Origin of the sequence: Streptomyces sp. NPDC057623 (genome assembly GCF_042800355.1) — a bacterium.
Lineage (GTDB): Bacteria > Actinomycetota > Actinomycetes > Streptomycetales > Streptomycetaceae > Streptomyces.
On the sequence record NZ_JBHVGZ010000024.1, the window covers coordinates 85,937 to 110,330 of the forward strand.

At 68.6% G+C, this 24,394-nt stretch carries 28 protein-coding genes and 1 tRNA gene; 22 read left to right on the top strand and 7 right to left on the bottom strand.

The genetic code is table 11. The features are described 5' to 3' along the window. Positions 1-92: 92 nt before the first annotated feature. The 3 genes from ACFU95_RS24370 to ACFU95_RS24380 all read left to right on the top strand — a co-directional run bounded on the left by ACFU95_RS24370 (position 93) and on the right by ACFU95_RS24380 (position 2,736). On the top strand, positions 93-587 hold the full coding sequence (locus tag ACFU95_RS24370; RefSeq protein ID WP_383831271.1) for a hypothetical protein: 495 nt from the start codon (positions 93-95) through the stop codon (positions 585-587). A 494-nt stretch (positions 588-1,081) separates the two neighbouring features. Further along, positions 1,082-2,236, top strand: coding sequence for an ImmA/IrrE family metallo-endopeptidase (locus ACFU95_RS24375; protein ID WP_383831273.1), 1,155 nt, complete (start codon positions 1,082-1,084; stop codon positions 2,234-2,236). Further along, positions 2,236-2,736: a DUF4411 family protein gene (locus ACFU95_RS24380; RefSeq protein ID WP_383831275.1), complete on the top strand. Its 501-nt coding sequence runs from the start codon at positions 2,236-2,238 to the stop codon at positions 2,734-2,736. The genes ACFU95_RS24375 and ACFU95_RS24380 overlap by 1 nt, the downstream gene beginning before the upstream one ends. A 63-nt stretch (positions 2,737-2,799) precedes the next feature. On the opposite strand, the gene ACFU95_RS24385 is transcribed toward ACFU95_RS24380, so the two are convergent. Beyond that, positions 2,800-4,047: an XRE family transcriptional regulator gene (locus tag ACFU95_RS24385; RefSeq protein ID WP_383831277.1), complete on the bottom strand. Its 1,248-nt coding sequence runs from the start codon at positions 4,045-4,047 to the stop codon at positions 2,800-2,802. A gap of 158 nt (positions 4,048-4,205) precedes the next feature. Then, positions 4,206-4,541 (bottom strand): GntR family transcriptional regulator, encoded by a 336-nt coding sequence (locus ACFU95_RS24390; RefSeq protein ID WP_383831279.1) that lies wholly within the window; start codon positions 4,539-4,541, stop codon positions 4,206-4,208. Positions 4,542-5,133: 592 nt separating this feature from the next. Between ACFU95_RS24390 and ACFU95_RS24395 the strand changes: the two genes are divergently transcribed. The 17 genes from ACFU95_RS24395 (at position 5,134) to xerC (ending at position 16,804) form a co-directional block, all read left to right on the top strand. Next, entirely contained in the window at positions 5,134-5,583 is a 450-nt protein-coding gene (locus ACFU95_RS24395; RefSeq protein WP_383831281.1) for a transcriptional regulator, read from the top strand. Positions 5,584-5,615: 32 nt separating this feature from the next. After that, complete coding sequence (locus ACFU95_RS24400) at positions 5,616-5,765, top strand: hypothetical protein (protein WP_383831283.1); 150 nt, start codon at positions 5,616-5,618, stop codon at positions 5,763-5,765. Between the two features lie 177 nt (positions 5,766-5,942). Beyond that, positions 5,943-6,233, top strand: a complete 291-nt coding sequence (locus ACFU95_RS24405) for a hypothetical protein (protein ID WP_383831285.1) — start codon at positions 5,943-5,945, stop codon at positions 6,231-6,233. Then, the gene (locus ACFU95_RS24410; protein WP_383831287.1) at positions 6,230-7,243 is read left to right on the top strand and encodes a DUF2637 domain-containing protein; all 1,014 of its coding nucleotides are present in this window, start codon (positions 6,230-6,232) and stop codon (positions 7,241-7,243) included. Before ACFU95_RS24405 ends, ACFU95_RS24410 begins: the two co-directional genes overlap by 4 nt. Continuing rightward, complete coding sequence (locus tag ACFU95_RS24415) at positions 7,243-7,650, top strand: RRQRL motif-containing zinc-binding protein (protein ID WP_383831289.1); 408 nt, start codon at positions 7,243-7,245, stop codon at positions 7,648-7,650. The genes ACFU95_RS24410 and ACFU95_RS24415 overlap by 1 nt, the downstream gene beginning before the upstream one ends. A 3-nt stretch (positions 7,651-7,653) precedes the next feature. Then, positions 7,654-7,965, top strand: coding sequence for a hypothetical protein (locus ACFU95_RS24420; protein WP_383831291.1), 312 nt, complete (start codon positions 7,654-7,656; stop codon positions 7,963-7,965). Then, the gene (locus ACFU95_RS24425; protein ID WP_383831374.1) at positions 7,962-8,138 is read left to right on the top strand and encodes a pRL2-8; all 177 of its coding nucleotides are present in this window, start codon (positions 7,962-7,964) and stop codon (positions 8,136-8,138) included. The genes ACFU95_RS24420 and ACFU95_RS24425 overlap by 4 nt, the downstream gene beginning before the upstream one ends. A gap of 129 nt (positions 8,139-8,267) precedes the next feature. Continuing rightward, on the top strand, positions 8,268-10,493 hold the full coding sequence (locus ACFU95_RS24430; protein WP_383831293.1) for a cell division protein FtsK: 2,226 nt from the start codon (positions 8,268-8,270) through the stop codon (positions 10,491-10,493). A 141-nt stretch (positions 10,494-10,634) separates the two neighbouring features. Next, on the top strand, positions 10,635-10,910 hold the full coding sequence (locus tag ACFU95_RS24435) for a hypothetical protein (protein ID WP_383831295.1): 276 nt from the start codon (positions 10,635-10,637) through the stop codon (positions 10,908-10,910). Then, positions 10,907-11,101, top strand: coding sequence for a hypothetical protein (locus tag ACFU95_RS24440; protein ID WP_383831297.1), 195 nt, complete (start codon positions 10,907-10,909; stop codon positions 11,099-11,101). The genes ACFU95_RS24435 and ACFU95_RS24440 overlap by 4 nt, the downstream gene beginning before the upstream one ends. A 19-nt stretch (positions 11,102-11,120) precedes the next feature. After that, positions 11,121-11,723: a hypothetical protein gene (locus ACFU95_RS24445; protein WP_383831299.1), complete on the top strand. Its 603-nt coding sequence runs from the start codon at positions 11,121-11,123 to the stop codon at positions 11,721-11,723. Continuing rightward, positions 11,720-12,028, top strand: a complete 309-nt coding sequence (locus ACFU95_RS24450) for a hypothetical protein (RefSeq protein WP_383831301.1) — start codon at positions 11,720-11,722, stop codon at positions 12,026-12,028. Before ACFU95_RS24445 ends, ACFU95_RS24450 begins: the two co-directional genes overlap by 4 nt. 15 nt (positions 12,029-12,043) lie before the next feature. Continuing rightward, on the top strand, positions 12,044-12,439 hold the full coding sequence (locus ACFU95_RS24455; RefSeq protein ID WP_383831302.1) for a hypothetical protein: 396 nt from the start codon (positions 12,044-12,046) through the stop codon (positions 12,437-12,439). An 87-nt stretch (positions 12,440-12,526) separates the two neighbouring features. Further along, positions 12,527-13,372 (top strand): bifunctional DNA primase/polymerase, encoded by an 846-nt coding sequence (locus tag ACFU95_RS24460; protein WP_383831304.1) that lies wholly within the window; start codon positions 12,527-12,529, stop codon positions 13,370-13,372. A gap of 2 nt (positions 13,373-13,374) precedes the next feature. Then, on the top strand, positions 13,375-14,850 hold the full coding sequence (locus tag ACFU95_RS24465; RefSeq protein WP_383831306.1) for an ATP-binding protein: 1,476 nt from the start codon (positions 13,375-13,377) through the stop codon (positions 14,848-14,850). Positions 14,851-15,317: 467 nt separating this feature from the next. Continuing rightward, complete coding sequence (locus ACFU95_RS24470; protein WP_383831308.1) at positions 15,318-15,527, top strand: helix-turn-helix domain-containing protein; 210 nt, start codon at positions 15,318-15,320, stop codon at positions 15,525-15,527. 74 nt (positions 15,528-15,601) lie between these two features. After that, complete coding sequence (xerC, locus tag ACFU95_RS24475; protein WP_383831310.1) at positions 15,602-16,804, top strand: tyrosine recombinase XerC; 1,203 nt, start codon at positions 15,602-15,604, stop codon at positions 16,802-16,804. An 82-nt stretch (positions 16,805-16,886) separates the two neighbouring features. Here xerC and ACFU95_RS24480 read toward each other — a convergent pair. From ACFU95_RS24480 to ACFU95_RS24490, 3 genes are all read right to left on the bottom strand, one after another. Next, a tRNA-Pro gene (locus ACFU95_RS24480) sits at positions 16,887-16,960 on the bottom strand. Between the two features lie 33 nt (positions 16,961-16,993). After that, entirely contained in the window at positions 16,994-17,803 is an 810-nt protein-coding gene (locus tag ACFU95_RS24485) for a Pr6Pr family membrane protein (protein ID WP_383831312.1), read from the bottom strand. Positions 17,804-18,066: 263 nt separating this feature from the next. After that, positions 18,067-18,993: a metallophosphoesterase gene (locus ACFU95_RS24490; RefSeq protein ID WP_383831314.1), complete on the bottom strand. Its 927-nt coding sequence runs from the start codon at positions 18,991-18,993 to the stop codon at positions 18,067-18,069. A gap of 196 nt (positions 18,994-19,189) precedes the next feature. Here ACFU95_RS24490 and ACFU95_RS24495 point away from each other — a divergent pair, with 196 nt between their 5' ends. Then, positions 19,190-19,654, top strand: coding sequence for a GatB/YqeY domain-containing protein (locus ACFU95_RS24495; protein ID WP_383831316.1), 465 nt, complete (start codon positions 19,190-19,192; stop codon positions 19,652-19,654). Positions 19,655-19,770: 116 nt separating this feature from the next. Here the strand turns inward: ACFU95_RS24495 and ACFU95_RS24500 are convergent, their stop codons facing one another. Further along, positions 19,771-22,065 carry a transglycosylase domain-containing protein gene (locus ACFU95_RS24500; protein ID WP_383831318.1) on the bottom strand — a complete coding sequence of 765 codons (2,295 nt, stop codon included), beginning with the start codon at positions 22,063-22,065 and terminating at the stop codon, positions 19,771-19,773. Positions 22,066-22,547: 482 nt separating this feature from the next. Here ACFU95_RS24500 and wblA point away from each other — a divergent pair, with 482 nt between their 5' ends. Further along, the gene (wblA, locus tag ACFU95_RS24505; RefSeq protein ID WP_383831320.1) at positions 22,548-22,886 is read left to right on the top strand and encodes a transcriptional regulator WblA; all 339 of its coding nucleotides are present in this window, start codon (positions 22,548-22,550) and stop codon (positions 22,884-22,886) included. Positions 22,887-22,976: 90 nt separating this feature from the next. Here the strand turns inward: wblA and ACFU95_RS24510 are convergent, their stop codons facing one another. Beyond that, entirely contained in the window at positions 22,977-24,392 is a 1,416-nt protein-coding gene (locus tag ACFU95_RS24510) for an ArsA family ATPase (protein WP_383831322.1), read from the bottom strand. Positions 24,393-24,394 lie beyond the last annotated feature (2 nt).

The window sequence follows — 24,394 nt, forward strand, 5'->3', positions numbered from 1 at the left end:
TCGCCGGCACAACAACCAACCCAGCAGTTACAACGACGGCCGCCCCGCCCACCGGGGCGGCCGCCGCACCCTGACGGAAAGGAGGAAGAGACATGACCACGACCACCCCCGGAGGTCCCGGAGGCGCCCCCGACACGAACCCCGACAACACACCCGACCGGGGCGCCGAACTCGCCAGGGTCCAGCTGTCCGAGGCACGCGAGGAACTCGTGCGGGCCGACGGCAAGGCCGGCCTCCTGCTGGCGTCCCTGGGAGCGACCCTGACCGCCCTGCTCGGCGCGATCGGCAGCGGCCTCATCGCCCCACGGCAGTACCCGGTCGTCCCGCAACTGCTCCTCTGGGTGGGCTGCGCCGCCTGCGTACCGGCCCTCACCCTGCTGGGCCTGGCCGTAACCCCCAGGCTGGGAGACCCCCACCGCAAACGAACCTTCGCCGGCACCGACCCCGCCTCCCGGGACGTGAGCCAGTTGACGGTCCTGTCCCAGATCGCCTGGACCAAATACCGCCGCATACACCACGCCCTGGCCTGGGGCACAGCCTTCTTCACCCTCACGCTGCTGGGCCTGGTGACGGGATGGTGGACTTAACCCCGCAGACCACCCCGGAAACCACTCAGGGACCCGACCCGCGCCGCGGATCAGGCCCCTGAACTGGTGTTTCGGCTGTCGGGGTGGCGGGATTTGAACCCACGACCTCTTCGTCCCGAACGCGATCAGGCCCTTTGTGACCTTGTCCACAAGATGTTGAGCTGCACGTACCACTCCGCAGGCGTCCATAGCCGTCCAGGACGGTACTGGCGTGGCTGCCCCGTTTGGCCCCCCGTTTGGCCCCCTGCTCGGACGCCTGCGGGGCCATATCGTGGGCGGATCGTGCCTGGTCCCGGGGCCTCTGGGCGCGCTCGCTCGGCCGACTACGTGCGTCGCTGTTGCCGGCATGAGCTTGGTGTAGGGACAGCCCGAGCATGCTCCGCAACGCAACTGGGCAGAGAAGCATCTACGGCGGTGACCGATCCGTGACAGAACGTAGAGTTCGCAAGCGTCACTTTGGTCTCTAACCTATGGTCGAGGGGGAGGTGAGTGGCATGTCTGTCCGTGTCCGGGTGGAACCGGCTCTGTTGGAGTGGGCGGTTGAGCGGGCCGGATGGTCGGAGGAGATTACTGCCCAACGTGTCCCGAAGCTTGACGAGTGGCTTACCGGGAGAGCTCGCCCCACGCTGAAGCAGTTGGAGCGTTTCGCTCACCTCACCCACGCACCGCTCGGACTCCTGTTCCTCCCTGAGCCGCCGGAGGAGCCTGTACCGATCCCCGACATGCGAACGCTCGGCAATCGCGCCATCGTTCGCCCCTCCGTCGACCTCCTTGACACTATCTATTCCTGCCAGTCGCGGCAGGACTGGTACCGCGATTACGCGAACAGTCACGGCGCCCCAGACCTCGAATTCGTTGGATCTGTAAACCCGTCTAGCGACTCCCGTGAAGTAGCCGACGAGATCAGGGAAGCGTTGCGCTTCAGCGTTTCTGAGCGGACGGCTTTCGCGACTTGGCGAGAAGCGTTGCGCCAGCTCATCGACCGTATCGAGGACATTGGGGTTCTTGTTATGGTCAATGGGGTGGTGGGAGCTGACACGCATCGTAAGCTAAAGCCGGAGGAATTTCGGGGCTTCGCCCTGTCGGATCCCATTGCTCCGCTGATTTTCGTTAACGGTGCGGATACTAAGGCAGCTCAAATCTTCACCATGGTTCATGAGCTTTGCCATATCTGGCTCGGTGAAAGTGCACTCTCTGATGCTGCAATGGCGAAGAAGAGTAACAATGAAGCGGAGCTATGGTGCAATCGTGTGGCAGCAGAGGTGCTTGTTCCGCTGGTGGAAATTCGCAGTGAGTACGGCGGTGACGCCACGGTTGCCGAGTTGGAACGTCTTGCGCGTCGGTATCGCGTAAGTACCCTTGTGGTTTTGAAGCGGCTCTATGATGCAGGGTTCCTTCAATGGGATGACTATCAGGCGCGGTACGCTGCTGAACGCCAACGTGTTGTCGCCGCAATGGCGGGGCGGGAGGGTGAGTCTGGTGGCAGTTTCTATAACACGCAGCCTCTGCGTCTTGGTCGACGGTTCGCACGCGCAGTGATCGCAGACACCTTTGAAGGCGGGACGCCCTTCAGGGATGCCTATCATCTTCTGGGTACGAAAAAGCATCAGACGTTTGAGAATCTCGTTGCGAGTATCGGGGCCGCCTAATGTATCTAGTCGACTCCAACGTGCTGATCGAGGCGAAGAATCGCTACTATGCCTTTGATATAGCGCCTGGATTCTGGGCGTGGCTTGATTACGCTCACGCTAACTTCGTAGCATGCAGCATTGAGCCTGTAAGGGATGAGTTGATCCAGGGTGGGGACGAGCTAGCAGATTGGGCGATCGGTCATCCTGACTTCTTTCGCCCCATTGACGCAGTCACTACCACGCACTTTGCTCCGCTTACGGTTTGGGCTAATTCTCGCAGCTACACGAATGCTGCCATCGCGGAATTCTTGAATAATACGGCCGATTTCTTCTTGGTGGCCTATGCGAGAGCGCACAATCATACGCTCGTCACCCACGAACAACCTCGGCCGGACTCCAAGAGGCGTATTCTTATTCCAGACGCCTGCGAGGCGATGGGGGTTACTTACGCGAATACATTCGTAATGTTGCGAAATTCGAGAGCGCGGCTTGACTTCCAAACGCCGACGGCTGCCTAATCGTCGTACGGTTAATGACGCGAGGACCTGGGTCCATGTGAACCCAGGTCGCCTCTTGTGAAGTCACCGAGGCATGAACCCGGGCTTCTGCTCGGCGAGCGAGTGAAGCCGGGCGAGGTATTCCTGTGCCCCCGGCTCGGAGCTGTACCGGTGACGCATCTCGGCAGCAAGCTCGCGGCTGGTCATGATCAGTGAAGGCACCGACTTGCGGTCCCCTTCGAGAGCCCGCTCACCCATGATGAGCGCCTGCTCCAAGTCGCCCTCACGCGCTGCGGTGACTCCGAGCGTGACCCGCGCTTCTGCGTTGCGCATCGGCGAACGCTCGGTGCCGTCGAAGTCTGTTCCCGCCCTCAGCACCTCTTCGGCGAGCGTGCGCGCAAGCTTGTCTTCGCCGACCAGGCGGTAGCAGTCCATCGCGTAGAAATCGAACTTGGCTGGGTCCACCACGAAGTGGTTGTCAAGGTTCCCGGGGTACGGCATCCCTTCGAGCAACCGCCGCCCCTTGTCCAAGGCGACCTCGACTTGCCGGCGGTCCCCGATCCGCGCCCACGCCTTGGCTTCCTGGGCTGCGAGCTGCACGGCCACGCCGTGATGCTGTGCCGTCTCGGCTCCGGCCTGCGCCGCCGCGATGACCCCGCGGTAATCGCCGGTCGTGAGGGCGAACCATGCCCGCATCTCGTGTGCCCACCCGGCGACCTCCGCATGGTCCGCCTCGGTCGCCAGCGAGAGCGCCGCCTGTCGTGTCGACTCAGCCGCGTGGCGTGCGCCCGTGTCGTACTCGACACAGCCGACCAGTAGCGCGAGCCACCCAGACAGCGCGAGCACCTCGCGGTGCTGCGCGAGCGTGAGGCTCTTCGTGTGAAGCTCGACAACACGACGGAGCCACTGCCGCCCCTCGATGAGGAGCTGTTCGCTCGGCATGAACGGGTACTCCGAGGCGAGCCGGTCCGCCGTGATCCGCAGGGCGTCCAGCGTGGCATTGTCGACGTCGGACCGGTTGAGGCGGCTCACGATCTCCAGCGTCTCCATGCCGGACGCTGCAAGGATCTCCTTGTCCCCGTCCCGTCGCGAAGGCGCCGGGAAGAGCGCGTGCGTCACGGTGCCGAACAGGGCCGCGATGATCGGTTGGTAGAAGTCGTTCGGCATCTGGCCTGACTCCCAGCGCTTCCACTGGCGAATCATGCTGTCCTCTGCGGGCAGCTCCGTGGGAGCGTGCGCCCGCAGCGCCCTCACTGCCTGACGCTGAGACCAGTCGCGCGCCGATCGTTCGGCAGCGATGCGCCGCGCCCATGCGGGCCTGTCGTCGGTCATGTGCCCTCCTCCGAGTGCCTACTCCGAGTCTCACCCGCGCGCCGGGGGGACAGGGAAGGGGACACGGGGGTGTCACTGGACATGTCCCCACCTCCGCTTCTCCGTCCCCTGGCTGTCACTTACGTCACACCTTCCGTTCCTCGCATGCTGGTTGCAGATCACGCACCGCCCGGGGCGGAGCGCTCTTCGAGTGCTGCGACCCGTTCAGTCAACGCCTGAATCTGGGAGCGGATTTCCTTGATGTCGTCGTGCACGTCGCTGCTGGTGGAAGCCCCGTCGCTGACGAAGTTGCCGAGGTTTCCGGCCGACACGATCAACCCTTCGGCCCGGAGCGCGGCCAAGCCGTTCTGGATGGTCTGGCTCGCGAATCCGAAGCGGTCGATCAACTCGCGCTGCGACGGGAGCTTGTCTCCCGGCTTCATCTTCTTGATGTCGTCGCGAAGTGCGTCCGCGACCTGCACCGCTTTCGGCTTCGGCCCTCCTGTGACAGTCATGCCCTGAGCGTACCCACCACAGCGAACTAGTGCGCATCACCCCATGGGGGTTGTGCACCACAGCAGACTAGTGCAAGCTAGTCAATGAGCGGCCCTCCCGAAACCTCGGGAAACAGCCGCTTGACCTGCACGAATGCACAGGGCGGGGACGCTGCAATCCCGCTAAAGGCCAGGTGGAACAGGGTTTCGGCCCGTACTGGCGAGGTGGCCCGGTGACCGCGAGCAACGGCCGGAGTGTGGGGACAAGGTCCCCCTTGCAGTGCATATCCCCTGTTCAGCGGTCTGAAGGAGTCTCAGTGAGTCGACGAAAGCGATGGGCGCCGCCGTGATCGACCGGCATGGCGGCGCCGCTCCATCCTCGGTCCGCGAGCACCTCAAAGTGCCGCGGCCAACCGGTCACCTTCCACCGAATCGCGGCGGCTATCGCCGCGCCGGTTGCTCGCCCCGCCCGTCCGGGAGCTCTGCGGAGCGTCTCGTACGGGCGGGGTCGAGGGGAGCCGGAGTCCCGGTGTCCACAGTCCGGAGCAGTCGCCGTCTCACCAACACGCCTGCGGCTGCTCCGGGTTCCAGTCCCTCCGCCTGAGGAGAAGCAGTGACCGCTGCCACCTTCGCCGCCGTGTTCGTCGCCCTGTACGTCGCCCACAGTGTGGGTGACATCTGGGTGCAGACCCATCGCCAGTCCGCGCACAAGGGCCGCCCCGGCTGGTCCGGCCGCCTCATGTGTACCCGGCACGTCGCCACCCTGACGCTCACCAAGCTCACCGTTCTGCTGCCGGTCGCATGGCTGCTGGACCTGCGCCTGTCCCTGCTCGGCACCCTCGCCGGGCTCGGCGTCGACGCTGTCACGCACTGGTGGGCGGACCGCCGCACGACGCTGGCGCGGCTGGCCGAGGTGATCGGCAAGGGCGAGTTCTACCGGTTCGGTGCCCCGCGTGCCGGCCGTGACGACAACCCGCACATCGGTACCGGCGCCTACGCCCTTGACCAGTCCTTCCACCACTTCTGGCTGCTGGTCGCCGCTCTCCTGATCGCCACCGTCTGACCCACCCACCGCGCCGGAAAGGACCACCTGCCATGGCCAAGATCTTCGGCTTCTCCGACGGCGACTTCGCGCCCCTGCCCGACGACATCACCGTTGAGAGCACCGTCACCCTCAGCGGCGGCGACAGCCTGGAGACGACCGACGGCCCCATCACGAACCGGTACGAGACCACGAACGACTGACCCTCACCCCTGCATCACCGCCCCGGCATTCCGCCGTGAGGGCGCCGGATCGAATCCGGCCCGGGGCACTTCCCCCTTGCCGCGCTCGCGGCACGGGTTCTTCCGGAGCAGCCGCCGTCTCACCAACACGCCTGCGGCTGCTCCGGCTCCCAAGTCCCTCCCACTTCAGGAGCTTTCATGCGTGCGTACATCGGACACCAACAGGCCGTATCTGCTGAGGACTTCGCCGAACTGGCGCTCGGCACCCCGGTTGAGCTGTGGCTCGGGGTGGAGGGCGAGAGTGACGAAGAGCGCGCGGCCCGCGAGGACGCGGCGCGCGACATTCTCGCCGACAACCCCGAGATGCCCGACGACCTGGTCCGCATGGCCGCGCAGGTCATCGAGGAGAACCCGGACCTGTTCGACGTCGTCCCCCTCGCCCGCTCCGCCCGGCGCCGTCGCCCGGCGCGCAAGGGGGTGGCGGCATGACCAGCACGACCCCCATCCCCGAGGCGCCTGCGTCTGGGGTGCCGCCGCTGACCCGCCCGGAAATGGGGCTCGCCGGTGTCGGTGCGCTCGCTGCGGCCGGTGTCGGTGCGCTCGGTCTGATCGCCTCCTTCGACGCCGTCTCCGAGGCTGCGGCCCGCTGGGGGTTCGGTGAGCCATGGATGCTGCCGGTCGGTATCGACGTGGCCATCCCCGTGTTCACCGTGGCCAACCTGCTGCTGATCCGCATGGATATGGCGCTCGCGTGGGTGCGGTTCGTGCCCTGGATCCTCACCCTGGTCACCTGCGGCCTGAACGTCGCCGCCGGACACGGTGTGTGGGCGAAGGTCGCGCACGGCACGATGCCGCTGCTGTGGGTGGTGTTCTCCGAGATCGGCGCGCACATCTACGCCGTCCGCATCGGCGCCGCCACCGGCCGCCGCATGGAGAAGATCCGCTTCTCCCGCTGGCTGCTGGCTCCGCTGTCCACGTTCGCGCTGTGGCGCCGCATGACGCTGTGGGAGGTCACCTCCTACGGCGTGGCTCTGGCGCTGGAGAAGGAACGGCAGTTGGCCCGCGCGGACCTGCGCGAGCGCTACGGCCGCACGTGGCGCTCGAAGACCCCGCGGCGTGAGCGCGTGATGCTGCGCATGGGCGACCTGGCCCCCGCCACCGAGCAGGACACGCCCGCTGAGCCTCCGGTGGAGACTCCGCCGGCGCCTCCGGCCGAGCCCAAGCCGCGCCCGCGCCGGACCCCCGCCAAGAACAAGGCCAAGGCGCAGCGCACCTTCGAGGAGCTGCTGACCGAGGCACGCACGGCCACCACGGAGTGGACCGAGGCGGATCTGACCGCGGACCGTATCCGCACCACGCTGCATGTCTCGCAGGCCAACGCGCGCACGCTGCGCGACACCCTGAAGGGCGAGCGCGCCGACGGCCGCCAGCTGCACGCGGTCGACGACAACGCCGTTGCCGATGCGGGTCAGTCGGACGCGTCGGCTGAGGCTGCCTGATGGCCGCGTACGGCAAGTGCTTCGATCCTGCCGGTACTCGGTTCGGAGTGCCCACGTTCCCCTGGCACTTCGCCCCGGACGGTTACGCCACCCGTCGCCAGCTGCGCGAGCGCGGGTTACGCCCCGGTGGCCAGCCGGTCGCCGCGCAGGTGATGCGCCAGCACCGGGGCCGCAAGGCGGGGGTGCAGGTCGCCTACCTCTACCGCGAGGACCTGGCCAAGCCGGTCCGTCCGATGACGTCGCGCAAGTGGGGCGCGCTCGCCCTGGCGATGCTCGCCCGCCGCACCTGCCCCGAGTGCCGCGTCACCTACAGCTACTGCCTGCCGACCTCGCTCGGGATGTGCATCCTCTGCGCCTACCCCGACAGCCCTCAGCCCGCCAACTGCACGTTCCCGAGGAGGGGTTGACCCATGCCGAACACACGTCGCCTGGATCGCGAGATTGAGCAGACCACCCGCAAGCTCGAAGCCGTACGCCAGCGGGAGATGTGGCCGCTGAACGGCCGCGAGCGGCGCGCCGTCCTGGCCGGACTGGCCTCCGGTGCGCGCAAGGTCGTCCGCGGCAAGAGCCCCGCCCGCGCCGAACGGCAGCTGGAGACCGCGTGGGGTGTTGCCGAGAGTCGACTGTCCGGCGAGATCACCGCCCTGGAGACCGAGCGGCAGCGGGTCCTGAACGAGGCTGCCACGGCGAAGGCTGCCAAGAAGTCCTCCAGCTGGTGGTGACCGTGGCCCGCATCCAGACGCCTCTGGGCGAGTGCCCGCAGTGCTGGCAGCACGCTCACGACCGGCGCGCACACCGTCACCTCAAGCCCCGCGAGGACTGCCCGCAGTGCGTGGACCACATGCGCAACGGCCACCCCTACATCGTGCCCAAGGAGGCGTCTCGCTCGTGGTGACCGTGCCACTCCCGCGCCCGCACCTGTGACTGACCTCCCCGCAGTGATCCGGCGGGGCCCGGCCGCTCACCTCCTACAGCGACGGCCGGACCCCGCCTTTCCTCACACCCGCAAGTGGAAGGAATCTCAGTGAAGCACCCCGACGACGACGAACTCTTCAACCGACTCGAAGCCGAGATGAACGCCGACTCCGGGGGCGAGGTAGTCGACCTCGACAAGGCACGGTCGGCCCGCTCCGAGTCGGCCGACCCGACCACCCGACCCGACGCCGACCGGTCGCCCGACTCGCAGGCCGGTCGGTCGGGTGACGAGTCGGCCGACCCGACCGAGCGCCGGATGGTCGACCAGCCGACACCGACCGCGACCGGTCCGGGCTACCTCGGTCGGCTCGCGAGTGCACGGCGCCGGGCGGTCGTTCCCACGTGGCTGACGTCCGTGGCGGAACTCAGGACCGCGTCGGCGTGGGTGGCCCGCCACTACGCCCACTCGGTCGGCTACCACGCGCTGCGCTCCCCGGTCTACGCCGCCCGCCTCACCCTCCAGGCGCCGTCCGGTGCCGCGAAGTTCATCGGCGGCACCCTGCGGTGGATGGCCGACCGCGAGGGCGAGCCGGTCCGACTCGCCGCCGTCCGGCGCGAGGACGCAGCCGAGTACCTGAAACTGTCGCGGCAGCGCGACGGGCGGGTGCGACTGCGCACGCTGGTCGCCGTGCTCGCGATGTTCATCGGGCTCGGCTCCGCACTGGCCATCTACGTCCTCGCCCCCGACTGGCTTCAGGCCCTGTCGGTCGGCGCGGTCGTGATGGCGCTCGGGGCCGCCGGCCGCAAGGCGGACGCCCCCGTCATCCACCGCGCGGTGGAACTGCCCACGGCCGTCAAACTCACCTCGGACATCGTGCTGCGTGCACTCGGCTCGCTCGGCATCCCCGCCATCAACCAGGCACAGGGCAAGGGACGGGACGGGTTCGAGTTCACCGCCCCGATCACCCGCGACGGCCCCGGATGGCGCGCTGAAGGCAACCTCCCCTTCGGCGTCACGGTCACGGACATCATCGAACGGCGCGAACGCCTCGCGTCCGGCCTGCGCCGCCCGCTCGGGTGTGTGTGGCCGGAGGCGGTACCGAACGAGCACACCGGCCACCTGGTGCTGTGGGTCGGCGACCAGGACATGTCCAAGGCGACGAAGCCCGCCTGGCCGCTGCTGAAGTCCGGCAGCACGGACCTGTTCAAGCCGGTCGCGTTCGGCACCGACCAGCGCGGACGCTGGGTCGAGATCACACTCATGTACATCGCGGCCGTGATCGGTGCGATCCCCCGCATGGGCAAGACCTTCCTGCTCAGGCTGCTGCTGCTCATCGCAGCGTTGGATCCGCGCGCTGAGCTGCACACCTACGACCTGAAGGGCACCGGCGACCTGGACCCGGTCGGCAACGCCGTCTCCCACCGGCACCGCGCCGGGGACGAAGAGGAGGACATCGAGTACGCGGTGCGGGACCTGCGCGCGCTGCGCGAGGAACTGCGCCGCCGGGCGAAGATGATCCGCACCCTGCCGCGGGACATCTGCCCCGAGTCCAAGGTGACCTCCCAGCTCGCCGACATGAAGAACCTCGGGCTGCACCCGATCGTGGTCGGGGTGGATGAGTGCCAGGTCTGGTTCGAGCACGACAAGTACGGCAAGGAACTCGAAGAGATCTGCACCGACCTGGTCAAACGCGGTCCCGCCACCGGGATCGTGCTGCTGCTCGCCACCCAGCGCCCGGACGCCAAGGCACTGCCCACGGGCATCTCCGCGAACGCCTCGGCCCGGTTCTGCCTGAAGGTCATGGGCCAGCTGGAGAACGACATGGTGCTCGGCACGTCCGCCTACAAGCGGGGCGTACGCGCGACCATGTTCAGCTGGGGCGACAAGGGCATTCACTACTTCGTCGGCGAAGGTGCGGACGCCCGCATCGTCGGCTCCGTCTACGTGGACGCCCCGGCCGCCGAAGCCATCGGCGCCCGCGCCCGCAAGGCACGCGAACTCGCCGGCACCCTCACCGGTCACGCGCTTGGCGAAGAGCCGGAGCAGGACGCCTCCAGCGCGTATGACCTGCTGCGCGACATCCTCGCCATCGTCCCGGCCGACGAGCCCAAGGTGTGGTCCGAGACCGTCGTCGCCCGCCTCGCCGAACTCCGCGAGGACGTCTACGCCGGATGGGACCCCGAGGGGCTCGCCGCCGCGCTCAAGCCGCACGGCGTCTCCACGATCCAGGTGGGCCGCCGCGTCAACGGCAAGGTCGTCAACCGGCGCGGCATCGACCGCTCCCACATCACCACCGTGATTGCGGAGCGTGACGGAAACCGGGACGCGGGCTGAGCCTCCGGGGCCGCTAGCGCTAGCGGCACACCCCGCTAACGTTAGCGGCCCCGCTAGCGCCCCAAACCCATTCTGATCAGGCCGCTAGCGGATAGCGGCCCACCTGCGGAAACCCCTGAAACCCGCCTGGAAGGGCCCCTCATGGCCTTCACCCTGCTCGCTATCACCCTGCTCATCGGCGTAACGCTGTGTTACGTCGCTGTGTGTGCTGCCTCGCCGTTCGGTGACTGCCGCAAGTGCCACGGCATGGGCCACAAGCTGAAGACCGACCGCAAGGGACGGCTCAAGCGCGGCAAGGACTGCCGCCGCTGCCACGCGACCGGCAAGCGCATACGCATCGGTCGCTGGCTCTACAACCGCTTCGCCCGCATCTACCGCGCGGGCACCGACACCCCCCGCCCGGAGGCTTCGCGATGACCCTGACCATCTCCGCCGTGCTGCTGTTCGGCGCCGCCTCCGTCGTCGCCGTCAAGACCAGGGCGAGCGGTCCGGGCGCTGCGGTGTTGCTGTTCCTGTTCGGCTTCTTCACCGCCGGAACCGGCGCCTACGAGCCCATCCACGACGTCGTCCAGGCGTGCGCCGACGCCCTCAGCGACCTCGGCAACTGACAGGACAGGAGGAGCACTCATGAACGACCCCACCACCGCCCGCCACTGGCTCGCCGACGCGCTGCCCAAGGCCGCACCCGCCATCGCCACCACCACCGTGCTCGCCCTCGCCCGGATCTGGAACGCCAACGGCGCCGAACACTCCGTCGGCAACGCCGCGCTGATGACCGCACTGTCCCTCAGTGCCGCCGCCGCAGGCGTGGTCGCGGGCAACGCCACCGGCGACTCCGTCCTCGTCGGGACCGCGTTCGCCGCCTCCGGCGCCCTCGCCTTCGCCGGGGTCGCCGGATACTCCGACGGGCTCTCGCTGCCCCTGCTGCTGTGGTCCCTCGCCACCGCCGGCGCCTACGGACTCGCCGCCCGCTACTGGCGCCACGACCGCCGCGAAACCGTGGCGTACCAGCGGCAGACGAACGAGCGACGCGAGGAGCACGCACACATCGAACGCGTCGAAACCCTCCGCTCCACCACCCAGATCGAGGTGGCCCGCACCGGCGCCGCCTACGCCGAACAACTCGCGCAGGCACTCGTCACCCGCGCCACGCTCCCCGGCTTCGACCTCACCGCCCTGGAAGGCGCGGGACTGCCCGAACTGCCCACCGCAGAGAGGAAGTCCGCATGAACGGCCGCGCCCTGCCCCGGCTGCGCATCCAGCGCGCCACCTGGCCCCGCCCGGCTCTGATCCTCACCGACACCCCCCGCCCCGACTGCCGCAACTGCGACGGCATCGGCGGCATCGAGCACGACTACGGCAACCACTACGACGGCGAGTACGAGGGCACCGACTGGGAGCCCTGCCAGTGCTGGAACGAACACCGCCGCTGGACCCTGCTGCCCCTGCCGCGCCTGCCCAAGTGGCTGCGACGGCGCCGCCCCGCCCGCGACCCGTGGGCCGCCAACGGCTACAGCGACGAACCGCCCTTCTGAGCCGAGAGGAAGCCCATGACCAACCGCAACACCGACCCGACCGAGCACCCGCGTAAGGCCGCTGAGGCGGTACGCGCCTTCAACCACACCACCCAGCGCACCCGCGACCGTCGCCCCGGCATCGCGTACCCCGGCACCGTGTACCGCACCATCGGAGCCTTCGGAACGCTTGCCCATCGGCTGCCGCAGGCCTTCGACCAGATCGGCACGGCCCTGGCCGACCTCCACGCGGCCGGACACCTCACCGCCGATCACGGCACCTCCACCGAACACGCCATCGCCGTCTCCGAGGCACTGCGCGAAGCGGAGAAGCACGCCACTGCGATGGCCGACGCCCTGGAACGCGCCCAAGGCGCGTCCAGCCCGCTCGGTTACTCCGGCCCGATCGACGACGCCGACGACGACCTGTAGCCACGCCCGGGGCGGGCGCCGTCTCACCACAAGCCTGCGCCCGCCCCGGTTCTCCAGTCCCTCCAAGAGAGCAGGAGACCACCCAGCATGCCCCAACCCACCCCTCCGCTGCGAGTAGCCCTCACGCTCGCCACCGCCGGCGTGCCCGTGCTGCCCCTCCGGCACGGCAAGGTCCCTGTCGGCAACTGCCTCACCTGCACCCGCAACGCATGCGGCGGGCGGCCGAACATGAAGACCTCCGGCCCCTGTGCCTGCACGGCTCCCTGCCACGCGTGGGCCGCCGCCACCACCGACCCCGCCATCCTCACCTCGCCCGCGTGGACCCCGGCCTGGCGTCAGGCTGTGGGAGTGGGTTACCACCCAGGCGGTGCCCGGCTCACCGTCGTAGACCTCGACACCCCGGACGCCGTCGTATGGGCCCAGCGGAACCTGCCCGCGACCCGGACCGTGCCGACCACACGCGGGCAGCACTGGATCTACCAGGGCGTCAGGAGTTCGTCCAACGGGGTCCGGCCGGGCGTGGACATCAAGTCCTCCATGGCCTACGCCCGTTGGCTTGGTCCCGGCACCGGCATCATCACCGCTCTGCCGGACAGTGTCCGCGCGCTCGCCGCGAGGAAACCTACGGTCAGGCCGGTGCCGCATGCCCGTACTGTGCCCGCGCTGGCCGGTGGCGGGGAGTGCCGGCACCGTACGCCCGCCTACCTGGAGCGTGGCATCGCCATGGCGGAGGAACGCATCACCGAGGCGTCCAGCGCGGTCCACACCACCGTGTACCGGACGTTCCTCGCGGTGCTGTCCGCCCACGGCCGGTGCGGCTGCCTCACCGACGTCCATATAGCGCGGCTGTTCACCGCGGCGCAGGCCAAGGGCGAATCGCCGCGGCACTGCACCGACGCATGGACCAACGCCCGCACCACACTGGGGATGTAAGCATGTCCGAGGATGACAAGACCCCGGCCCGGCAGATCATCACCGACTACGCGCAGGCGCACTTCCGGTACTTCCGGACCGTCGACGGCACCGTGTACGCGCAGCGCAACGGCCACCCCGTCGCCCGGCCCATCCGCTCCCAGGGCACCACTGGCAGCCACCGCCAGGAACTCATGGTCGGTCTCTTCAAGGACGGGGTCGGCGTGTTCAACGGCACGGCACTCAAGGAGGCGTTGGACTTGATCGAAGCACTCGCGCTGACCGAAGGCGTGCAACCCACCCACATCCGCGTCGCGCCCGGGTTCGACGGCGCGACCTGGCTCGACCTGGGCCGCGACGACGGCAAGTGCGTCCGCATCCACCCCACTGGATGGGACATCCACACCCCCGACCCGCAGGAAGTGTGCTGGCGGCGCACCCAGCTCACCGGCGAACTCCCCCTGCCCGCCAAGGACACCAACGGCAAGGGCATCGACCACCTGCTCCGCCTGTGCAACTTCGCCAGCGCCGAGACCGAATGCCTGGCCATCGCCTGGCTGATCGGCTGCCTGGAACCGTCCGTCCCCGTCCCCGCCCCCTTCCTCACCGGCCCTCAAGGGGCGGGCAAGTCCACCGGCGGCCGGATGCTCGTACGGATCATCGAGGGGATGAGCGGCGACCTGCGCCGCGCCCCGAAGGACGAAGAGAACATGATCACGGCAGTCGCCGCAGGATGGGTCACCGCCCTGGACAACCTCTCCCACCTTCCCCCGGACCTGTCCGACCTCATGTGCTGCATCGTCACCGGCGCCGAGAGCATCAAGCGCGCACTCTTCACGGACGGCGACGTCGTCCGCTCCCGCTACCGGCGCCCCATGCTGCTGACCGGCATCGATGTCGGCGTCATCCGCCCCGACCTCGCCGAACGCCTCCTCCCGCTCCGTCTCGTACGGCCCCGGGTACGGCGGACCGAGGCAGAACTGTGGACGGAGTACGCGGAGGTCCTGCCGGTCGTACTCGGCTCCCTGCTGGACCTGACGGTGAAGGTGCGCGCCGCGCAGGCGGAAACGCCCACCGACCTGCGGATGGCCGACTTCGCCCATCTGTGCGCGCAGCTCGACGCGGCAACCGGATTCGGCTCCCTTGCCGCGTACCGGGCCAACCTCGATGACCTCAACGACGACGTCATCGAAGGCGACCTGCTGGCCCAGACGGTGCTGAAGCACGCCGGCGAACTCGACGCGGGCGAGGAAGTCCGCATGACGTCATCGGAGTGGCTGCACTGCCTCACCACCCTCTACAGCGGCGAGGAGTGCCGTCCCCTGCCCAAGGGATGGCCCACCACCGGCAAGGTCTTTTCCGACCGGCTCAAGCGGCTACAGCCGACCCTCGCCGCACGCGGCGTGCTCATCGACTGGGGCCGCACCCGTGCCGCCCGCTACATCGAGATGACCCGGCCCCCGCTCCCGCCACCGAACGAGCAGGAAGCGGCGTTCTGACCCGCGCCACCACGGGACCGCACCGAACAAGCAAGAGGAGCACCCGCCGCCCGAGGTGCTCCTCTTGCTGTTCGGCGGCTTGCCGCCGCCCCAGAGACGCGCCGCGTAGCGGCTCCTTCTTCATGTCCTGAGCCGCACCGCACCAGAACAGACACCACCTCTTCTCTTTTTCCTAAGAGAAGAGACCTTGCGTCATCCACGTCACCAGCCACCCGAAAACGGTCCCTGACCAGCGGCTACAACGGTGACGCAGACGGCCAAACCTGAGTCACACCGCGTCACCCGCGTCACAGGTGACAGAACACCACCCCACCCTGTGACACGCCCCGATCTGCCCGCGTCACCGCATAACCACAGGTCAGGACCCCAAATGACGCGTGTGACGCGATGACGCAGAAATCCGCACCTCGGACAGACGCGGACTCCCGAAAAGGGCCCCCGGAACCCTGCCAAGGAGGCACCACCGCATGGCCACCGTTGCCGAAGCTGCCGGACAACTCCTCTACCGCCCCGAAGAGGCGGCCAAGGCTCTCAGGATCGGACGCTCGATGGTCTACGAGGAGATACGCCTCGGACGTCTCCAGACCGTCCGCATCGGCCGTCGCCGACTCGTGCCGCCGGAGTACATCGCGCAGTACGTCGAACTCCTCAAGCACGAGGCAGAGAACGCCGCCTGAACTCTCGATCACCCCAGTTCCACAGGGCCGCGCCCACCAGGGCGCGGCCCTCTTCTATGGAGGCACAACAGAAGATGAGCGAGACCCCGAAGCCCACCCGGGCTGGCCACGGCGCGGACACGATCTATTGGGACCCCGCCAAGAAGAGTTACGTGGGAGCCGTCTCCCTGGGGTACGCCCCGAACGGCAAGCGCCGTCGGCCGAAGGTGTACGGCAAGACGAAGACTGAAGTCCGCAACAAGATCCGGGACTTGAAGAAGGAGATGCAGACCGGCGTCAAAGCGCCGGCCAACTACACCGTGGCCGACGCGGTGAACGACTGGTTGGAGCGCGGGCTAAAGGGGCGGGATGAGAAAGGCACCATCGGCAAGAACCGCTCGATGGCGAACAAGCACCTGATCCCGTTCATCGGCAAGGCCAAGCTGAAGGAACTCAGCGCGGACGATGTCGACGACTGGTTGGACGACAGGGCTGAATTCCTCGCGACGCGAAGCCTGCGTGACCTGCTCGCCATCCTGCGCCGTTCCATCGAGCAGGCTCAGCGTAGGGACAAGGCCGCGCGGAACGTCGCCCTACTCGTAACCGCTCCGGAGGGGCGCCCCGGCCGTCCGAGCAAGGCCCTGAACCTGGAGCAGGCGAAAGCTGTGCTTGCCGCCGCGCGTCCGTCACGGCTCTATGCCTACCTCGTGCTCTCGCTCCTCAGCGGCGTACGCACGGAAGAGGCACGGCCCCTCACCTGGGATCACGTCTTCCTGGAGGCGACGGACGGCACCCCGCCCCACGTCGCGGTGTGGCGTTCGGTGCGCAAGCACGGTGAGACCAAGACCAGGAAGAGCCGCCGGACCATAGCTCTGCCGAAGCAGGTGGTCGACGTGCTCGAAGAGCACATGCGATGGCAGAAGCAGGAGCGGGCATCGAGAGGCATGGAGTGGAGCCAGACCGGCCGTGTCTTTACGACTCGGAGCGGCGAGCCGCTGGACGCAGCAAACGTCCGGCGAGACTTCAAGGCCATCGTGAAGAAGGCCGGCCTGAACCCTGAGTGGACGCCGCGGGAGCTCCGGCACAGCTTCGTGTCCCTGCTCTCCGACCATGGCATCCCCTTGGAGCGGATTGCGCTCCTAGTCGGGCACAGCAGTCAGGCGACCACAGAGGCGGTCTACCGCAAGCAGCTCCGGCCCGTGATCACGCAGGGTGCCGAAGCGATGGATGACATCTTCGCCGAAGATCAGGAAGGGGAGGCCAGGGAGGACGACGAAGAGGGCGACGCGGTGGCCTGATCAACTTCGTTTGGCCCCCTGTTTGGCCCCCCGGGCATGACAGAAGGCAGTTACGAAATTCGTAACTGCCTTCTGACCAGCGTCGGGGTGGCGGGATTTGAACCCACGACCTCTTCGTCCCGAACGAAGCGCGCTGCCAAGCTGCGCTACACCCCGATGTCACTGCTTGTCGCGGCGACGACGTTTACTTTAGCCCACCGGTGGCTGGAGACGAAATCCGGTTTTCGCGCGTTGGTGGACGCGGTGGCGGATCGGGTTGGGGCGGGCGTGGTCGAGGGCCACGAGGGCGATGCCCAGGGCGTAGGTGGCGAGGCCGATGAGGAGGGCGTTGGCCAGGATGCTCCGGTAGCCGTGCTGGGCCACGTCGAGGAAGGGGTAGAGGTAGCGGCCCGGCGTGCCGGGGGCGAGCAGCTCGCCTCGGGTGAGGGTGAACGTCAGGTAGGCGAGGGGGTAGAGCATCCAGGTCGCCACCGGGCGGAGGCGCAGTTGGCCCGGTGCCGTCAGGAGCAGCCAGTCCAGCAGGGCCGCGACGGGTGTCGCCGTGTGCAGGACGTGGGTGGTGAGCGCGTGCCAGCCCGTCGGGCCGGTGGCCTCGCCCGTGAGGACGCCGGGCAGCATGAACGGGCTCGTCTCGTTGGCCAGGAGCACGTGGTAGGTGAGGCCCGTGATGATGGCGTAGAGCAGGGTGGCGCCCGTCAGTGCCGAGGGGAGAGGGCGGCGGGCGGTCCAGGCGCGGCGGGCCGAGAGGGTGAAGACCAGGGCCAGCAGGATGTTGCTCTGGATCGCGAAGTGGCTCAGGGTGCGCGAGGGGCTGCCGAGGGCCAGTTCGATGGCCACCGCCGCGGCCGCGACCAGGGCGACCAGCAGGCGGTATGTCGCGGCCAGGGGGCGGCGGGCCGGGGCCACCACCGCCGTGGCGGGAACGTGCGAGGGCAGCAACGCGGGGATGCCCGGTATCGCGGGGAGGTCCGGGATGTCCCTGGGTATCGGGGCGGTCATGCCCTCACGCTAAGCAGGGTGGGCAAAACGGGCGATACGGGTGGTCCATGCGGGTTATACGCCGACCGGCTGCCCGCCTCGAACCTCCCTTGCCCCCTTACCTGCCTCTGCCCGGGCTCGCCCTGCCCCTGCCCCTGCCCCGCTCCCGCGCCCTGCCTCGCCCCGCCCCGGAGTCGGCCTGCCCTCGCTCACGCCGCCTCACCCATGCCGACGGCGTCGCCGCACCCCCGGCACCGACCGGGCCGCCATAACCCCGTCAGCGACTACTCCCGCCCCACCAGCGTCAGCAACGTCGCCTCGGGCGGGCACGCGAAGCGGAACGGCGTATAGCGGTTCGTGCCGCAGCCCGCCGAGACGTGGAGGTAGGACGTACGGCCCTCAGCCGTGTGCGCGGACAGGCCCCTCGCACGGTCCGTGTCCAGGTCGCAGTTGGTGACCAGGGCGCCGTAGAAGGGGATGCGGAGCTGGCCGCCGTGGGTGTGGCCGGCCAGGACCAGGGGGTAGTCGTCGGCGGTGTACGCGTCCAGGACACGCAGGTACGGGGCGTGGACCACGCCCATCGCGAAGTCGGCGGCGCCGGACGGGCCGCCCGCCACCTGCTCGTAGCGGTCCCTCCTGATGTGCGGGTCGTCCAGGCCGGTGAGCTCCACCGACACGCCCTCGACCTTCAGCGTCCCGCGCGTGTTCGTCAGGTTGAGCCAGCCCGCGGCGTCGAAGCCGTCGCGCAGGTCCTCCCAGGGGTTGTGGAGCGCGCCGACGGCGGGCGGGTTGCCGTTCAGGCCGTGGCGGCCCTGGGTCTTCTCCAGCAGGTAGCGGGCGGGGTTGCGCAGCTTGGGGCCGTAGTAGTCGTTCGAGCCGAAGACGTACGCGCCCGGGAACTCCATCAGCGGGCCCAGCGCGTCCAGCACCTCCGGCACGCCCTCGGGGTCGGACAGGTTGTCGCCCGTGTTGATCACGAAGTCGGGGCGCAGGCCCGCCAGCGAGCGCAGCCAGCGCTGCTTCTTGCGCTGGCCGCCGACCATGTGGATGTCGGAGACCTGGAGCACGCGCAGCGGACGCATGCCCGCGGGCAGGACGGGAATCGTCACCCGTCGCAAGCGGAAGGAACGGGCCTCGAAACCCGCCGAATACAGCAGACCGGCGGCGCCAACCGCCGTGATTCCCAGGGGTACTCCATATCGCGCGCGCATACGACCATCGTGTCAGACCCGGGGGAGCGCCCCGTCCAGTCCGTCGCTACCCCACCCGGCCCGGCCGTCCCCGCGCCATCCCGGGCCGGCCGGGCTCCTCCCCACCCCTCCCCCATCCGCCGACACGGCGCCCCTGCGCACACGCCCCTTGAAATCAACGGGCGTTCCGCTGCCCACACCTGCGACAATCAACGGCATGACCACGCTCAAGTCGAAGCTCCAGGAAGACCTCAACTCCGCGATCAAGGCACGCGACGAGCTCCGCTCCTCGACGCTCCGGCTGACGCTCGCCGCGATCACCAAGGAGGAGGTCGCGGGCAAGGAGAAGCGCGAGCTCTCCGACGACGAGGTGCAGAAGGTGATCACCCGCGAGGCGAAGAAGCGCCGCGAGGCGGCCGACGCCTTCGCGCAGGGTGGTCGCACCGAGCAGGCCGAGCGGGAGAAGGCGGAGGGCGAGATCCTCGCCACCTACCTGCCGAAGCAGCTCAGCGAAGACGAGCTGAACCAGATCGTCGCCCAGGCCGTCGAGGAGGCCAAGGCGGCCGGCGCCGAGGGCCCGCGGGCCATGGGCGCCGTCATGAAGATCGTGAACCCGAAGGTCGCGGGTCTGGCCGAGGGCGGCCGCGTCGCCGCGGCGGTCAAGAAGCTGCTGGCCGGCTGACGCTGACGTAGCAGGGCCACCAGGCCCATAGGCGACGGCCCCTGTCCCCTCGTACGAAGGGACAGGGGCCGTCGTCCTGTCACGGACCCTCGGGCCGGTCCGGTCGGGTCACCGCCTCAGTCGCGGCCCCCGTTGGCGTTCCCGTTCGACTGGCCCTGCCACCAGCCCTCGGGGATCGAGAAGGTCGGCGTCGGGAAGGTGCCGCCGTCCGTGCCGCCGTTGTTTCCACCGTTGTCCCCGCCGCCGATCAGGCCGCCGACGAGGCCGCCGTTGTCGCCGTTGTTCCCGTCGTCGCCGTTGTCGTCGCCGTCCTCGTCACCGCGGCCCTGGTCGCGGTCCTCGTCGTCGGGGATGTGGACCCTGTTGAACCGGTCGACGGGCTTGCCCTCCAGGGCGCCGATCATGGCGTCCCTCCAGATCGGCCCGGGGACCCGGCCGCCGTAGACGAGGTCGTGGTACTCGCCGCCGATGTAGATCCTCTGCATCTTGACCTTCTGGGTGGCGCTGCCGACCCAGACGGCGCCCGAGAGGTTCGGCGTGTAGCCGACGAACCAGGCGTTGCGGCGCTCGTCCGTCGTACCCGTCTTACCGGCGCTGTCGCGGTCGGTGAGACCGGCCTCCTTGCCGGTACCGGAGTCGACCACGCCCTGGAGCAGGTTGTTGATGGTGTCCGCGGTCTGCTCGGACATCGCGCGCGAGCAGGTCGACTTCGGCACCTCGAGGGACTTCTGCCGGCCGCCGGCCTTCTGCGAGATCGACTCGATGGCGATCGGCGTGCAGTACATGCCGCGGGAGGCGAAGGCGGCGTACGCGCTGGCCATCGTCAGCGGGGAGAGGCCGACGGAGCCGAGGGCGATGGCCGGGCGCTCGGGGAGCTTGTCACCGTTGCCCTGGCGGACCTGGAGCTTGTCGGTGATGTTGACCACGGGGCACAGGCCGATGTCGGCGATCATCTGCACGAAGTAGGTGTTGACCGACAGCTCCATCGCCTTCTTCAGGCGGTAGGGGCCGTGCTCCGACTCGCTCTCGTTCTCCAGCTTCTCGCCGCGCAGGTTGGTCCACGGCTTGCTGTCGCAGGTCTGGACCGGGCTCGGGTACTCCATCTCGTACGGCGACGAGTACTGCTGCGTCGGTGGCCGGCCCTCCTCCAGCGCGGCCGCCGCGACGAACGGCTTGAACGTCGAGCCGGTCGGGAAGCCGAAGTTGGAGCCGCCGTACGCCGAGTCGACCGAGTAGTTGAGCTCGGTCTCGTTCTTGCCGTAGCCGTACGGCTTCGACTGGCCCATGCCGACGATCTTGCCGGTGCCGGGCTCGACCAGGGTGGTCGCCGCGGCGACCTTGTCGTCCTGGTTGACGTGGTCCTTGAGCGAGGCCTGGACGGACTCCTGGGCCTGCGGGTCGAGGGTCGTCGTGATGGTCAGGCCGCCCTGGTTCCAGATCTTGGCGCGGGCCTCGCGGTTCTTGCCGAAGACCGGGTCGCTCTTGAAGACCTTCTCGACGTACTTGCAGAAGAAACTGGCGCCCTTGACCGCGGTGATGCAGCCGTTGTTGGGCTTGCTGACCTTCAGGCCCAGCGGCGCCTTCTTGGCCTTGTCGGCCTCTTCCTGGGAGACGTCGCCGACGTCGGCCATGCGCTGGAGGACGACGCTGCGCCGCTTGGTGGCCTCGGCCTCGTCGTTGATGGGGTCGTAGCGGCTCGGCGACTGGACGATGCCGGCCAGCAGCGCGGCCTGGGCGAGCGTGAGGTTCTTGGCGGACTTGGAGAAGTAGCGCTGGGCCGCGGCCTCGACGCCGTACGCCTGCTGGCCGAAGAAGGTGATGTTCAGGTAGTTCTCGAGGATCTTCTTCTTGCCGAGTTCTTCCTCGACCTGGATCGCGTACTTCAGTTCCTTGATCTTGCGGCCGAGGGTCTGCTGGGTGGCCTGCGCGACCTTCGTCGGGTCGTCACCCGCCTCCTCGACGAAGACGTTCTTCACGTACTGCTGGGTCAGCGTGGACGCGCCCTCGCTGACGCCGCCGCTCTGGGCGTTGCGGTTGAGGGCGCGGAGGACGCCCTTCAGGTCGATCGCGCCGTGCTGGTAGAAGCGGGCGTCCTCGATCGCGACGATCGCCTTCTGCATGTACGGCGAGATGTCCTTGAGGTCGACCACCGTACGGTCGCGTGAGTAGACCGTGGCGATCGTGCCGCCCTTGGCGTCGAGGATCGTGGTGCGCTGGCTCAGCGGTGGCGTCTTGAGGTTGGCCGGGAGTTCGTCGAAACTCTCGACCGAACCCTTGGCGGCAAGCCCCAGCGCGCCGACGGCGGGCAGTGCGATACCGGCCAGTACGGCTCCCGCGAGCACACTGACACCGAGGAACTTGGCGGCCTGCTGCGTTGACGACAGACCACCGCCCGAGCGCTTCTTTGGCATGGAGGCAGCCTAAACCGTAGACATGAGCGAACCGAGGGCCGACCGTGCGGGAGCGCGCGACCGACGGGCATGGCGAGCCGAGGTGAGACAGCCCGTTTCCCGGACAGGCGCGCAGGCGTTGGCCTAAGCTGCTCTCAACTGTCACAGCAGTGCGGCCACGTATCAATACGTCCGGCGACCCCGAATCGTTGCGGAGGTTCCCCACTTTTTTGGTGGGCGCGTGTCCGAATCCGCCTTGTGTGTCACCCGGCGTCCGTTGTGACTCAACAGAACTGTCCCGGTTTGCCGGGAAGGTCGTGTATGTCGCCAGCTCACTCCCCCGGGTGATCTGCCGCTTACGCATAGTCCGTTCGGGCCATTCAAGATTGGGCCCGAAGGGGGTGTTGCGCTGTGCCCACCTTCCGTAACGTCCTCAACTGGCGGCGGTGAATATGCCGCTGCCGCCGTGGGGGAGCCTCGATTCGGGAGAGGACGGCGCCGGTATGGGCTGGGTAGTCGACTGGAGTGCGCAGGCGGCCTGCCGCACTACCGATCCGGATGAACTGTTCGTTCAGGGAGCAGCGCAGAACAGGGCCAAGGCGGTGTGCACCGGATGCCCGGTGCGCACGGAGTGCCTGGCGGACGCGCTCGACAACCGCGTCGAGTTCGGCGTGTGGGGAGGAATGACGGAGCGGGAGCGCCGCGCACTGCTGCGCAGGCGGCCCACCGTGACCTCCTGGCGCCGGCTGTTGGAGACGGCGCGTACGGAGTACGAGCGAGGGGCGGGCATTCTGCCGCTCGACGACGACGAGGTGTACGAGGACTACGCGGCGGTGAGCTGAGGGGGCCGAGCGGTCACCCCTGGGGCGCCGATTCAGGCAGGCAGATCCACGGGCCTGCCTCGGGCGGGCCCACGGGACTCCCTCCGGCATTCACGCGTCGACCGCGGGATCCGGCAGCTCCGGCCGATGGGCCGCGAGCCGGTCTCCGATGTCGCGCAGTCCCGCGAGGTCATGCACATCGCCGGGCAGCGCGGCCACTTCGGCGACCGCCACCTCGGGGTGCAGCGCGGTGAAGCGGTCGCGCGTGCGCTGCTCGCGCGAGAGCAGCCGCATGCGGTCGGCGTGCAGCCTCAACAGCCCTGCGGTGAGTTGGTCGACGGACCGCTCGACGTGTGGGGTGACGGACTTCGGTTCGTCCGTGGCCGCGGTGGGCTCGGTGTCCGTGGTGCGCTCGGTGTCCGTGGCGGCGGGGGAGCCTGCGTCGGGAGCCGGTGCCGCGGAAGCGGCCGATTCTGAACTGCCGTACATGTCGGGGGAGTTACGAAGTCCAGCTTTCCCGCCCTCCTGATCCACAATGCGGGGCTCTTCAAGATTTTCCGCGGCGGCGAGCGCCCGCTCGGCGGACAGCCGGTCGGCGCCGCTGCCGTGGACCCGGTTGAGCACCAGACCGGCCAGCGGCATGTCCTCGGCGGCCAGCCGCTCCACGAAGTACGCGGCCTCGCGCAGCGCGTCCCGCTCCGGCGCCGCCACCACCAGGAACGCCGTCCCGGGCGCCTGAAGCAGCTTGTACGTCGCGTCCGCGCGTGTGCGGAACCCGCCGAACATCGAGTCCATGGCGGCCACGAACGTCTGCACGTCCTTCAGTAGCTGACCGCCGAGCAGCTTGCCCAGCGCGCCCGTCATCATCGACATGCCGACGTTCAAAAACTTCATCCCCGCGCGGCCGCCGACCTTCGCCGGGGCCAGCAGGACACGGATCAGCTTGCCGTCCAGGAACGAGCCGAGCCGCTTGGGCGCGTCCAGGAAGTCCAGCGCCGAGCGGGACGGGGGCGTGTCGACGACGATGAGATCCCACTCGTCCCTGGCCCGCAGCTGGCCCAGCTTCTCCATCGCCATGTACTCCTGCGTGCCCGCGAAGCCCGCCGAGAGCGACTGGTAGAAGGGGTTGCCCAGGATCGCGGACGCCCGCTCCGGGTCCGCGTGCGCCTCGACGATCTCGTCGAAGGTGCGCTTCATGTCGAGCATCATCGCGTGCAGCTCGCCGTCGCCCTCGACGCCCTTCACCCGGCGCGGAGTGTTGTCCAGCGAGTCGATGCCCATCGACTGGGCGAGGCGGCGGGCCGGGTCGATGGTCAGCACGACCACCTTGCGCCCCCGCTCGGCGGCCCGCAGCCCCAGCGCCGCCGCGGTCGTGGTCTTGCCGACGCCGCCCGAACCGCAGCACACCACGATGCGGGTCTTCGGGTCGTCGAGCACCGGGTCGAGGTCGAGCACGCGCGCGGGGGACAGGCGCGGGGGACCGTGGCGGGCGCTGTCGTGCGCGTGGGCCGCTTCCGGACGACTCATGA